Below are 12,726 nucleotides of genomic sequence, written 5' to 3' on the forward strand. Positions count from 1 at the left end.
GATACACAATGACAAACAAAGATCTTATCGATGCCGTGAAACACGAAGTCGCCAAAGTAAACGACCCCTGCACCTGTGTAGAGGGGAATCCTGAGAGTATTGTCGATCTGGGTCTCCTTGAATCCGTAGAAATCAATGATGGGAAAGCCATCATTCATATACTTCCGACCACACCATTTTGCCTCTATATGACGGACATCATGAACAAGGTCGAAGAAAACGTCGAGACGTTAGATAGGATCGAGTCCGTAGAGGTGACCCAAGAGACAGAAGAACTCTGGACTTCAGATAGAATGGCCGATCATCTCCAGCAACAAGATCAAGAAATGGAGAAAAAATACGCCAAGTACGTCTCTGAGCAATCAGAGATGGACACCGCCGCAGCAATGGAAAACGTAGAAATCAGGTAGGCTTTGCAACAAGCAATCATATAAGCGGTTCTTCTCCTTCTTCGATTCACGCCAGCACGGCCAATAGTAGTTTAGATGGTAACATCCCCCTCTCTTCCGATGAGCCTGACGAGGAAAAGCCGAACCAATCGATACCATCGAAGTCCAGAAAGGCATGCTTGAGTTCAGTTCAATTCGTACTCATCGCAACGGCTGACATCGAAACCATCTCAAGTGTCTGCATGATGGTTGCTCCCAGAACAACCACGGATATCGTCGATCAATTCACATCACTGGTTAAGAATGTTAGAACGGAACTGTCCATAATCGTCTGGCTGTAACAGGTATTAACCGACCATAGAAGGTGGAGTACCGCCTAAGCGATTTAATAAGTCTAGTAATTCACATCATCTAGAAACTCTCGGACTCGGCTTACAAAGTAGTCAGGTCGTTCCTCGGGAATCCAGTGTCCCGACTGCTCGACGACATCGGTTCGAACATCGTTAGCAACTTCTTTCATGTCTTTACCGACCCGATCCTGGAAAACACTTCCAAGTGCCAGAACGGGTATCTCAAGCGGTTCCTTAGAAAGTTCTTTGAAATTTTTCACGTCGGTATCGTACGCGCGGTAGTACTCTGATCCCCCTCTGACTCCTGCATACCCCGAATAACAACGCAGATACTCCTCAATTGTTTCCTGATCGATGGCAGACGAATCGAAGGCATAGTTGTTATAGAAATATGGGAAGTAGCGGTCCTCGTTGCCAACAATAAGTTCCTCGGGAAGGTCCGTAAGTCCGTGGAATCCAAAGTGCCAAAACGCATTTAACGGGTCCTCTTCCTCCCGGACACCGGGAAGAAGACAGTCCATGCCAACAAGCGCCTCGACTTCGTTTCGATACTGAGCAGCGTACGCATAGGCGACTGGCATTCCCCAGTCGTGGCCGACAACCGCAGCTTCCTCGTATCCGAGTTCCTGAACGAGTTCGTGGATATCTGTCCCAACATTCTTTTTATCGTATCCAGATCGTGGTTTTTCGGAGTCGCCCATACCACGGAGGTCGGGTGCGATAACTGTGTAGTCTTTGGCAAATTTAGGGATAACTTCTCTCCATTCGTACCAGGTCTGTGGCCAACCGTGGAGTAGAACTAGGGGTTTACCTTCACCGGCTGTAACGTAGTGAAGCTGTACGTCGTTGACAGTGGATCGGTCATGACGGAGTGATGGCTCTGCCGACATAGCAATAAAATCTTGATCTGATGATATAAATATTGTGTCTTGAATATTACATTACCCGGGAGTGTCGGCAGTGGGCAGACTGGATCCTCCTCAGACGTAGCCTAATATCGTTGTAATCCAGGTTACTAGTCTTGAGAGGAGGGATTTAATCCGGATAGTATTTAGAAGAAGGAGAAATCTCTCGAAGGAGGAGCCTCACAACTCATGTAAACCTTAAATCGTACGACGATAACAAGTGGCGATGTTACTCCGAATACATAGTGAGTGGCAGCGTTCAACAGCGTTAACATCGCGAAATGTATCGCGAACGATGACCTATTGTGCAATTTGGAGGCCGTCAACGATCCGAAACTGTCGAATACTCTGGACTACGGGTATAACAACGCATATGATGTGACGAGATCCCTAATCCAATCCGTAGAAATCACTTTACCTATGGACTTCGCTTGGACTGTATATGGGAGCAGCTATTGATTATACGACTGATGTAGATTGCACAGTAGCGCATATCAAACTCAACCGTCCCGACTCGCTAAACACACTCAACAACCGACTCATTGAGGAGTTGTGTGACGCACTCAAGCGTGCAGAAGCAGCCGAGGACGTTCGCGTTATCGTTCTGTCTGGAGCTGGTGATGAGGCATTTTCTGCCGGGTATGACATTACGCCACAAGATGAGTCATCTGATCCAGTCCCATCGGTCGATGAATTACTGGATGAGTTTGAAGCGGCGACTGATCACGTGCATGCAGTCTGGGAGTGTGACAAACCAGTGATCGCGGCTGTCGACGGTTACTGTCTCGCAGGCGGCAGTGATCTCGCGATGGCCTGCGATCTTGTTTTCGCGACCAACCGATCGACGTTTGGCTATCCAGGGCTACGAATGGCAGGCGTCCCGCCAACACTTATCTATCCGTTCGTAATGAATCTACACGAAGCAAAGGAGCTCCTGCTTTCGGGGAAAATCGTCGATGCAGACCGTGCAGCACAGTTAGGAATGGTCAATAGGGTTGTCCCGTCTGATCAACTAATGGATGCTGTGTCTGCTGAGGTAGCAGAAATCCGGAAGATGCCCGGAAACAACGTTCGAATTCTCAAACACGTGCTTAACGGTGCTGCTGAAATGCAGGGTGCAAAGCCGATGTTCAAATACAGCGAACTATTTGATGCGTTAGGCCATCAGACGGAGTATGGTAAGGAGTACTATCGTATCGCAACCGAGGACGGGTTCGACGCCGCGCTCGAGTACATGAACGAGGTGGACAAACGGATGGTTCCGTCCGACAAATAGCGCGATACAGCCACATCGAATGCGGGAGTTTAGTCAGCGCGGGAATCAATACCAATAACCGCCACTGAACGTCAGTAAACACTTAATCGCACGACAGTAGCGCGGGTCGAATCGAAGTGAGAGTTGCGAACATACGAACGGGGCCCGACGTAACTCGTGAGCAACTGTGTAATGGGCATGTTAACCGTTAATTGACACTATGGCTACTCCTCTTCTGTGGGCGTTCGGTTGGCGATACTGTGGGAGATAAACGACAGTACTTCGGTATCGTCACGAGTCGCGCTATGACGGAAGTACACGTGGCCACGATCAGACCGGCTCTCTGATGGCGATTTCTTGGAAATTTTGACGCGGAACTGGAGTGTGTCTCTTGGACGAACAGGTTCGTGGAAGCGCAGTTTGTCCATTCCACCTCCGCCAATGAGGGCAATATCATCGTCGCCGCGAACGAACTCCGTCGTGAAGAACCGAACCGTGAGACACAGTGTATGGAGCCCGCTGGCAACTAAGCCACCAAACATCGATTCCTCCGCTGCCTCTTCGTCAATGTGGAACGGTTGTGGGTCGAATTGTTCTGCAAACGAGATTATTTCGTCTTTTCTTATAGTGTAAGTGCCTGTTTCATGAACCACACCACACTCGAGGTCCTCATAATAGCGAGTCATACCTGATTAAACACGACGAAGAAATTAAATCGGTCGGTATCAGCAATTGAAGAAGTTGTTCACCTAAGCGTTATCATGCAGATTCGTGTTCTGTCCGGTCCCAATGATTTGGATCGGTTTCCTCCTCACGTTCCTCAAGGACACCCTTCTGAACCCGTTCTGTCGACGATGTCGGAAGGGTATCAACGAGTTCGATGTATCGGGGCCATTTGTATTCGCTCAAATGCTCCTGACAGTGCTCGAAGATCGCTTCAGGAGTCGTCTCCCTACCAGCTTTCAATTTAACAACTGCCTTGATTACCTCACCACGAACATCGTGTGGTGCTGGAATGACGGCAACGTTATCGATTTCTGGGACGCGGTTGATGATCTCTTCTATTTCCTCGGAGGAAATGTTCTGGCCCGATCGACGGATAATGTGTTTCTTCCGGTCGACAAAATAGAAGTATCCCTCCTCGTCTCGTTTCCCGAGGTCACCCGTATAAAACCAGCCATCCTCGAACGCGGCGTCGGTCTTTTCGGGTTCGTTATAATAGCCTTTCATCAGATACGGCGATTTGGTGATGATTTCACCCGTTTCTCCTCGCGGTACCTCGTTTCCATCCTCGTCAACGATTTTCATTTGTTTCTTCGGGGAGGGGAAGCCAATGCTGTCTTCTTTTCGTCGCTTCGGATCTGGGGGATTCATCGTAATGAACGGTGATTCGCTCAAGCCGTAGCCGCTCACCAGCCGAACATCGTATCGTTCCTCGACCTCCGGCCGAATTTCCTTCGTATAAATGAGATCGACTGGATTGTTGGTATCATCTTCACTCTCAGGAAGATTCTCGAGCATGCGCAAGAGACCACCAACCGCGAAAAAGACGGATACGTCGTGTTCTCGCATCCAGTCCCACCAGTTCGATGAAGAGAATCGTTCGAATATTACCGTTGTCGCGCCGGCCGCACAGGGTGCAAGGCAGGTCGGCCACCAGATGGCATGGTGAAGTGGATGAGCCGAAGCGACGTTGTCAGCGGGGGCAAACCCAATTCGGTCAGCAAAGTTGATTGCTGCCTCCGTCCACGTGCAATGTTTCAGTTCGCATGCTTTTGGCGGTCCAGTCGTGCCGCTCGTGTAGATGTGAACGAGCGGTTCCTGATCTGAATACTCGAGTGGATCGATCGACCTTGATTGGTCGGAGCGTTGTGAACGGAACAGTTCGAGTGTCACTATGTCTGGCCCATCATCAGTGTCCGCAACCGCCTGTTCTGCAGTGTCCGCTAGTTCCGTCGTTGTAATGAGTATTTCCGGCTCTGACAAACTTAGTTGGTGTGTGAGCGCCTCTGGTTTCAATTCCGGATTGTTTGGTGTGAAGACGGCACCGATCTTCGAACAGGCAAAGACGAGTCCGACGTGTTCTGGACAATTTGGAAGCAACGTCCCTACTCGCTCGCCTTTGGAAACATCTAATTCACGAAGTGTATTCGCTGACTGAGAGACACGGTCATCGAACGCTGAGTACGTATACTCCGTTCCTTCAAAGTTCAGATAGGTCTTATTGGGATTTCTCTCTTTCCCTCGTTCAAGGAGTTCGTGGGCAAGCATCAGTAGTAAGTTTGTCTGACTACTCTTAAATATTCATGTGTATCATTCACATTAGGATTTGTGATAGAGAGAAACTGTAAGTTGATTTTCCATCTATGGGTAGTATCCGACATATAGGGCCGTGGTGAATCGGCATACAGCGTTGGATTTGTTCAGCACACAGCACGTTTGCTGTTGTGGACGATACACATCAGGACGATTCACGGAACTCACAATAGAATGTTGTTGTACAGTGTGTAGCACAACGTTCATGTCCCTAATCTATGTACCCTATGTCATGGGACTTGATGCCTTCTCACTAGACGGACGCGTTGCAGTCGTAACGGGCGGAAGCCGTGGTATTGGCGAGGAAATCGCCGTCAAGATGGCCGAATCAGGTGCAGCGGTTGCACCAGTTGCCCGATCGGCAGACGCACTTGAGGAAACTGCAGCACGAATCGAGGACGCGGGCGGAACGGCTCACCCGCGGGCCCTCGACGTAACTGACATTGTAGCAGTCGAAGCGATGTTCGACGATGTGAAATCGTCGCTCGGCCCAGTTGATATTCTCGTGAACAACGCGGGAACTAACCCGTTTTTTGGAAACCCACGGGAACTGGACATAGAGACGTGGAACAAAATTCTGAATGTTAACGTCACTGGAGCATTCCACTGTGCACGCGAGTTTGGTCGCCGCGTGGATGTCCGTGAGGGGACCGGATCGATCGTCAACATCGCTAGTGTCGGCAGTGTGGTCGCGCTGCCGTCTCAAGCACCGTATACAACATCCAAGCACGCACTCGCTGGGTTAACAAAATCACTTGCTATCGACTGGGCACCAGCCATCCGAGTGAATGCGCTTGCACCGGGCTACGTGAAAACTGATTTTACCAAGGGCGTCCGGGAGAATGACCAGATTCGGGCTGACCTTCTCGAGTCGATTCCACAGGATCGGTTCGCTTCCCCTGCAGAAATCGCAACAAGCGCAGTGTATCTTAGTAGTGACGCTGCGAAATACGTAACCGGTGAAATCCACGTTGCTGACGGCGGGATCGCCGCTCAGTAGACACTCCCTCCTTTGTGCAAAACGGGAACTGTCCAATATGGATTACGCGGTGACCACGTCGTTTTCGGCAGTGGAACAAGCAGGTCTTTTAAAAGAGTTTGTACTATTCTATGGGTCGTGTTTAGTTTGTCGCATTGTGCCAGACGGCGAAGGCCTGGAGCCACGATTCTGCTGTTGACGGTTTTGCATGACTGAAACAGTTTGAGAACGAAGAGGTACATCGTTTTATCTCACGAAAGACACGTTCTGCAGCGTTCCGATTTCCATGTTTTTCGTATCGAAATCGGAGCCCAGATCGACGGAGTGCAGTCTGGAGATGTTTTGCTCCATCGACGAGAAACACGGCATGATCGAGGTCATGTTTCTCAGTGAGTTCCTGCAGAAATCGTTCTGTCAACGCGGTCGTAGTCGTCGAATACAGCCGTATGTGGAGGATGTTGTTCGTTTCCGGATCGACAGCAGTGTACAGCCAATACCGATGGTCGTCAAGTTGAATCACTGTCTCGTCGAGCGCGACGTGATTCGGCTTCTCGTCATCCGCCGGCTGTAGATCGCACTTGTGAACCCAATCGTGGACTGTTTTGCGGCTCCGTTCGACACCGAACTTCTCTAATTCTCGAACGGTATTCGAAAGCGAGAGGCCAGCAAGATGGAGTCGAATACCGAGCTCCATCAGCTGACGCGGTGTCCGCTCTCGCTCCACAAAACTCAAATCGATCCAGTCGCTACACCCGCTGAGGCGGTCGATTTTTGGCATGGACACCACAAAATCGTACCGCCTCACTTTTCACGCTTAACGAAACAGCACCCTGAATGGAGAGCTCACGATCAAGACCAGCGAAAGCGGACGGGCTCTCCACTGACTGCGGCACGTCACAACCGAGGGCTGTCGACGGAAATCGGTCGGAGGAAAGATGCGAACGGGAACGAACTCTCCGGGCGAAAGCGCCGGCAGCTATCCCGGATGCGGCGTGAACAGACTCGTGGTCGCTTCCAGTCGAAAGCCGAGCGAAACCTCGCACACGGCTTGGGCGAAGTTCGAAGAATCGCGAGCGTCCTCGAGCTCTCAGGTTCGGTTCGGGATCAGGCGTGTCAACTGTTCCGGAGCGCTCAAACCGAAGATCTGCTTCGAGGCAGATCAATCGAGGCGATAGCGGCAGCAAGCGTCTACGGGGCCTGTCGATGTAACGGCCACTCACGGTTACTCGACGACGTCGTCGACGCAGCACGCGTTGAACAATCGAGAGTCACGAATGCGTACAAGACACTGAATACAGAACTCGGGCTGCCGACCCAGCCTGTTCGCCCTAGCGAATTCATCCCCCGTCTCGCGTCAGAACTCGATGTTCCAGCGTACATCCGACAGCGAGCCCGAAGGTTGGCTGAACAGTCTGAATCGACAGGAGTAGCGTCGGGTGTCAAACCATCAGGATTCGCAGCTGCCTGTCTGTATAAGGCGGGTCGTGAAGAGGGACTATGGCTGACGCAGGCGGAAGTCGCTGCGGCGGCGAGCGTCACTGCAACGACCATCCGGTCGCATCGAGACACGTTAGAGGAGCAGGTAGCCTGACAATGCTCCTGTACAAGCACCGTTGGAAGGAATAGTTTTCTCAGGAAATTATTTGTTCATAGAGTGCGTAGCAACCAGTATGACCGAGACGTGGGATGACATCAACGAGCAGGTCAAAGCGGACTGGAAAGAGGATACCACGCCATTCGAGCGGGTGTACGAAATCGTTGAGCAAACCCACAATGGGCAGTCGGCAGCCGAGTTCGCCGACCGCGCCCTCGTGAGCGAACCGACGGCACGTCGACACTGCAAGACGCTCGTGAACACGGGCTTCGCCGAGACGGAGCAGGACGGCCAAACAACGCTGTACAAGCGAAACAGCGACCGGGTTTTGATGTCCCGGATCCGCGAGCTTCGTGAGGAAGTCAATCGGCCGGAGTTGCTCGATAGCATCAAGGAAATGAAGGCCGAGATCCGGCGCTATGAGGACCGCTACGACGTGGTGTCACCCGAAGAGCTCAGCCAGCAACTCGACGCCGACGAGACGGAGGGCTGGGACGATCTCACCGCGTGGCGAACGACGCGGCAGAATCTCGCCGTCGCCCAAGCAGCACTTGCCTACGACGAGGCCAGCCACCAGCTTGCTGTATGAGCGAGGACGACCGAGCCGGCAAGTTCGGACCGATCTATCTCCCGGCGCTCCAGCGGATTCGTGACCTCTGGCTCGAGCTCGAGCCGTTAGTCGACGCAACCTCGTACGATGACGTCGTCGCACCCACGGAACTGCAGATCAGTCTCAGCGACGGCCTTGGAGACGCCGACGCTGCGCGACTCGATATCCAGTGGAGCGAACTGGGGATGTATTCGTTTCATTACGTCGATAGCGAAGACGTCAACTGGCGATTCGATCGGCACCCGAATACACACTCACCCGAAATCCATTTCCACCCTCCTCCCGAGGCCGCCACGACGGCAGCCGAACCGTCCTGTATCGACGTGACCGAGGTGTCACTCGTCACTCGTGCAGTCCATGCGATGTGGCGAGCAGCGTACGAGGACGATGACCTGGATCGGCTGAATAGTGCGTCAAACCCACCGTGAGGAGTACTACCACGGGACTAAAAGGGATCTCCCCTTTGAGACACGGCCGTAGCGGTATCCCGTCGCGCCCGGAGTGGTGTTGATGCGGTACTGCAACAGTATCGCGGCTTCTCTCAGAGTGAGAACGTTCCGATCTGGAGCGAAAGCGAGATCGACGTATCGGTTTTTCCCGCTCGCGCTGGAACACCGTCCACGCACATGGACGTAACCGAGGACATGGTTCGGGATGTCTGCACGGACGCGGTCTTCGAGCGCGGCGATCGATACCTTGCTGAGGGCCGTGTCCATGAGATTCACCGCGTCGACACCACCGTAACCGCCGTCGTGAGCGGCAGCCATCAGTACGATGTCCGTGTTGACCTCGCCGCCGACGGGTTTGCCCCGTGGTGCGACTGTCCGTACGACGGGCCGGGAACGTGCAAGCACGTCGTCACCGTGTTGCTTCGGTGTGTTGACGACCGTCCCCAAGACGAAGGCGATCGACTCGACGCTGCACTCAACGGTGCCGACGCCGACGAGCTCCGCGCGTTCCTGCGTGAAGAACTCGTGACCGATGCGGACCTCCGCGATCGGTTTCTCGCCCATGCCGGTAGGTCAACGAGGCGGTCGGTCAACGAACTTCGCACCTCGATCAATCGGCAGTTTGAGGAGACGAACCCTGAGTACGACGTCGTTTTCGAGCCGATCGACTTCACGCAGTGGTTCGATCTTGCGAACGAGTACCGCAAGCAGGGGCAGTACAGATCGGCGATGATCGTCTACCGGGCACTTATCGAGTCGCTTGACGACAACATGGAGCGCGTCGACGGCGCATACGACCACTTCTCGAGTGCGTTCAGACGGGCACTCAACGGGTACGTCGACTGTGTCGTGGCCACGGAACGCGACGCCGACACGGTCACAGACGCCGTCGCATTCCTCGATGAGCGAGCGACGTCGGGAACGCCATTCCTCGCGGAACACTTCGAGCGGGCAGCGGCCGAGCTCCGAGAAAAGGTGGGCGAACAGTCCTGCGAGTAGCTCACGCGGCGTCGACGACGTTCGGAGCGCGTCATGATTGGTCCGCGACGAGCGATACTTGGACTCGCCGATGTTGAGGGGCTCCGCGTCAGTGAGGGCGGCGACATCAATGGTCGTAGCGCATCATACACCTAGTGATGGATTGGAGAACATTACGAGGTCTCTTCGCGTATAATCAAGAAGAAGTCGCGAGCACGGTCACCCTGACGTTGAAATACCATCCCGGCAGAACCTACGAGCCAATCGATGTACAACCGATACTCTGACTTTGAGGAACTGCGGCCGACCGGCGAGACGACCCACATTCCAGACGATAAGCTGAACGGATGTGGGGATTGGGAGGCCCGCCGGCAGCGTGTTGCATCAACCAGTACAGGATATCCGGACCAGCAGACCGAGTCTGAGAACGAGTGTCGATCCTGTGGGGCATCGATTCCGACCTCTCAGACGAAGTGCCGGTTCTGCCTCACGAACCATCTCGATGGAACCAGCGACGAGAGTCCCACACCAGATACTGAGTGGATACTACACCATATCGTCCATCTGCTCGTCGAGGCGTCGACGTTCTACACCGCCGTCGCGAAGGGTGCTGCTGCGGCCACGCTACTCACGAAGGCTGACAGGGATCCAGCGGTCGACAACTGCCAACTGATCTACGACCTCGATGTAGAGCCCGCCGCACAGCTGGCCGACAAGTGGCCCTCGATCCCCGAAGCAGTTCGAGCTACCTCCGAAAGCGGTGAACAGCTACTCACTGTCGTTCGTGAGTGGACGGGACAGACAGAGTCGACGCAGTCGCGGCGTGAGGGGGCTCACACGACGTTTCTCTACAATGAGGGAGGACACGATATTTGCGTCGAAGGGTGGCTTACAGCCCTGCTGGAGAGCGCGGAGAACGACGTCTGGTTGGTGCCAGCGATTGCACTCCAGCGTTCCGTCGACGACGACCATTCCGAGAATCGTCAACCCAGTGCTCCCTCGAAAATGCGTCTTGAGTGTCGCAAGTGCGATCGGAACACTGTGCATCAGTTCCAGGAGTTCGAGTCAATCCCAGATGAGGAGTGGTCTGGCCAGCCGATGTGGTATTGCCAAGTATGTGAAACGCCACGGTATGGACCTAATCTGAAATAAAGTGTCGCGCCATAGCCCCCAAATTAACCAACGGTTTTAGGAATGTTGGCTCTGTTGAAATCCTCTTCTTTAGAGACTTATTCGCATGAATCTACTGATCACTACACGTGCGCAAGTACCTTTTTCCGCCTCGGGATTCCTCACTTCGTTCGGAACCTCTCGGCGCAAAAATCTACGGTAAAAAGGCCGCTCGCTCCCGATGGTCGCTCGCGGGTGCTGTGCTTGTGGCTCTACCGCAGCGGTAACGCCTCAGCCTGTACTGGTCATTAGATGGCTCGGTCAAGATTGTGGACGATACACGCAAGGGCGAGTTCACGAAACTGCTTCCACTAGCGTCGTGAACGGACGAATGCACCGTATTTTCGCTTGAGACGGGAATTGACCGTTTCGTTCTGGCTCCGTTGGCCGTAGAGTTCCGTATCCAACCGAGCGTTCCACGCTTTCTAAAGTGATGAGAACTCACGGTGTTTGATCAGCGGACGAATCGAATTTTCGTGGGCCATCCCCCGAATCTGCTGATCGTCGTATCCCTTGTCTCCAAGCAGAACTTCGACTTCAGATGTGTTGCGGTTGATGAGCGATGGTGCGATCTGCGTATCGTGTTTTCGGGTCGTTGTAATGTGGAGATTGAGGATTGCGTTCGCTCTGGTATCAACTAAGAGCGTGACCTTCAACTGCTGAATCGTCAACTTCGCCCGTTTCGTGTAGTGTTTCGAGGCGTGGCTGCGGTCGAACCCCGAGGCGTCGATTCCCACAACACCGTTAGTCGGGAGCAGTGAGACAGAGAGATTGAGAAGCACTCGCCAAACGGCCATATCGAATCTGCCGAACGCTTTACACAGCGTCCTTCGGGTTGGGATTCCGAGATAAACCATGTCCGAAGGCGGAAATCACGATCTCGATCCGATCGATCCGAGTACCGCGCAGCAACTGTACCTCGATCACAAGGCGTCGCAGGCGATAGAGAAGACGGTCCAGGGTCACCGATACCGAACGAATCACTTCGTGCGGTGGTGCGACGAGAAGGGGATCAACAATATGAACGACCTCACGGGGCGGCACATTCACGAATACCGCCTCTGGCGAAAGGAAGACGGAGACCTGAACGCGGTCTCACTCCAAACACAGATGAGTACGATTCGGGTGTTCCTGCGCTGGTGTGGGTCTATCGAAGCAGTTGATCCGAACCTCTACACCAAAGTCATGGTCCCACAGGTCCCTCCGGAGGAGCAACAACGGGATGAGTTGCTAGAAAAAGATCGGGCAGAGGAGATCCTGTCGTATCTCTCGAATTTCTACTACGCGTCGATCAAACACGTTCTGCTCGCCCTTCTATGGGAGACGGGAATTCGGATCGGCGCTGCCAAGTCACTCGATCTACAGGATATCAATCTAGAGGATGAGTTCTTGCGATTTAGCCACCGACCAGAGACGGGAACACCGTTAAAAATGGGACTGGTGGCGAACGACTTGTGGCAATCTCACCGGGTTTAGCAGTCTTACTGGAGGACTATATCGAAAATACGCGTCCTGATCAGACCGATGATGCCGGACGTGAACCACTGTTGACGAGTCGCCAAGGACGGCTCTCTAGGAGTAGCATGCGCCGCTATGTCTACAATATCACAGCACCCTGCTTCCTCGACGAGGAGTGTCCTGATTGTACGGGGAGTACAGACGCGAAGTGCCCCGAAGCAGTAGCTCCACACACGGTTCGGCGAGGGAGCATCACCCACTTTCTAACGAAAG

The 12,726-nt window shown here is 53.4% G+C and carries 12 protein-coding genes and 2 pseudogenes; 9 read left to right on the plus strand and 5 right to left on the minus strand.

Annotation, left to right across the window (positions count from 1 at the left end; translation table 11 throughout):
• The first annotated feature begins 8 nt into the window (after positions 1 to 8).
• Positions 9 to 410 carry an iron-sulfur cluster assembly protein gene (locus tag ACSFC7_RS25700; RefSeq protein WP_436348108.1) on the plus strand — a complete coding sequence of 134 codons (402 nt, stop codon included), beginning with the start codon at positions 9 to 11 and terminating at the stop codon, positions 408 to 410.
• Between the two features lie 373 nt (positions 411 to 783).
• Here ACSFC7_RS25700 and ACSFC7_RS25705 read toward each other — a convergent pair whose 3' ends face one another.
• Complete coding sequence (locus tag ACSFC7_RS25705; protein ID WP_436348109.1) at positions 784 to 1,629, minus strand: alpha/beta fold hydrolase; 846 nt, start codon at positions 1,627 to 1,629, stop codon at positions 784 to 786.
• Between the two features lie 457 nt (positions 1,630 to 2,086).
• Between ACSFC7_RS25705 and ACSFC7_RS25710 the strand changes: the two genes are divergently transcribed.
• The gene (locus tag ACSFC7_RS25710; RefSeq protein ID WP_436348110.1) at positions 2,087 to 2,920 is read left to right on the plus strand and encodes an enoyl-CoA hydratase/isomerase family protein; all 834 of its coding nucleotides are present in this window, start codon (positions 2,087 to 2,089) and stop codon (positions 2,918 to 2,920) included.
• A 203-nt stretch (positions 2,921 to 3,123) separates the two neighbouring features.
• Here ACSFC7_RS25710 and ACSFC7_RS25715 read toward each other — a convergent pair whose 3' ends face one another.
• Both ACSFC7_RS25715 and ACSFC7_RS25720 read right to left on the minus strand, forming a co-directional pair.
• The gene (locus tag ACSFC7_RS25715) at positions 3,124 to 3,585 is read right to left on the minus strand and encodes a MaoC/PaaZ C-terminal domain-containing protein (protein WP_436348111.1); all 462 of its coding nucleotides are present in this window, start codon (positions 3,583 to 3,585) and stop codon (positions 3,124 to 3,126) included.
• 73 nt (positions 3,586 to 3,658) lie between these two features.
• The gene (locus tag ACSFC7_RS25720; RefSeq protein WP_436348113.1) at positions 3,659 to 5,170 is read right to left on the minus strand and encodes a class I adenylate-forming enzyme family protein; all 1,512 of its coding nucleotides are present in this window, start codon (positions 5,168 to 5,170) and stop codon (positions 3,659 to 3,661) included.
• Positions 5,171 to 5,447: 277 nt separating this feature from the next.
• On the opposite strand from ACSFC7_RS25720, the gene ACSFC7_RS25725 reads away from it, so the two are divergent.
• Complete coding sequence (locus ACSFC7_RS25725; RefSeq protein ID WP_436348115.1) at positions 5,448 to 6,215, plus strand: SDR family NAD(P)-dependent oxidoreductase; 768 nt, start codon at positions 5,448 to 5,450, stop codon at positions 6,213 to 6,215.
• Positions 6,216 to 6,336: 121 nt separating this feature from the next.
• Here the strand turns inward: ACSFC7_RS25725 and ACSFC7_RS25730 are convergent, their stop codons facing one another.
• On the minus strand, positions 6,337 to 6,972 hold the full coding sequence (locus ACSFC7_RS25730) for an IS6 family transposase (protein WP_436348116.1): 636 nt from the start codon (positions 6,970 to 6,972) through the stop codon (positions 6,337 to 6,339).
• Positions 6,973 to 7,023: 51 nt separating this feature from the next.
• Between ACSFC7_RS25730 and ACSFC7_RS25735 the strand changes: the two are divergent.
• The 5 genes and pseudogenes from ACSFC7_RS25735 to ACSFC7_RS25755 all read left to right on the plus strand — a co-directional run.
• Positions 7,024 to 7,785, plus strand: a pseudogene (locus ACSFC7_RS25735) (transcription initiation factor IIB); the annotation flags it as partial.
• 79 nt (positions 7,786 to 7,864) lie between these two features.
• A complete protein-coding gene (locus tag ACSFC7_RS25740) occupies positions 7,865 to 8,377 on the plus strand; it encodes a helix-turn-helix domain-containing protein (RefSeq protein WP_436348117.1) in 513 nt (170 codons plus the stop codon).
• A complete protein-coding gene (locus tag ACSFC7_RS25745; protein WP_436348118.1) occupies positions 8,374 to 8,826 on the plus strand; it encodes a hypothetical protein in 453 nt (150 codons plus the stop codon). The genes ACSFC7_RS25740 and ACSFC7_RS25745 overlap by 4 nt, the downstream gene beginning before the upstream one ends.
• A gap of 198 nt (positions 8,827 to 9,024) precedes the next feature.
• The gene (locus ACSFC7_RS25750) at positions 9,025 to 9,846 is read left to right on the plus strand and encodes an SWIM zinc finger family protein (protein ID WP_436348119.1); all 822 of its coding nucleotides are present in this window, start codon (positions 9,025 to 9,027) and stop codon (positions 9,844 to 9,846) included.
• Between the two features lie 246 nt (positions 9,847 to 10,092).
• Complete coding sequence (locus ACSFC7_RS25755; RefSeq protein WP_436348120.1) at positions 10,093 to 10,977, plus strand: hypothetical protein; 885 nt, start codon at positions 10,093 to 10,095, stop codon at positions 10,975 to 10,977.
• A 266-nt stretch (positions 10,978 to 11,243) separates the two neighbouring features.
• On the opposite strand, the pseudogene ACSFC7_RS25760 reads toward ACSFC7_RS25755, so the two are convergent.
• Positions 11,244 to 11,837, minus strand: a pseudogene (locus ACSFC7_RS25760) (IS5 family transposase); the annotation flags it as partial.
• 13 nt (positions 11,838 to 11,850) lie between these two features.
• Between ACSFC7_RS25760 and ACSFC7_RS25765 the strand changes: the two are divergent.
• On the plus strand, positions 11,851 to 12,471 hold the full coding sequence (locus ACSFC7_RS25765) for a tyrosine-type recombinase/integrase (protein ID WP_436348122.1): 621 nt from the start codon (positions 11,851 to 11,853) through the stop codon (positions 12,469 to 12,471).
• The last annotated feature ends 255 nt before the right edge of the window (positions 12,472 to 12,726 follow it).

Origin of the sequence: Natronorubrum halobium, assembly GCF_051351675.1 — an archaeon.
Taxonomy (GTDB): Archaea; Halobacteriota; Halobacteria; order Halobacteriales; family Natrialbaceae; genus Natronorubrum.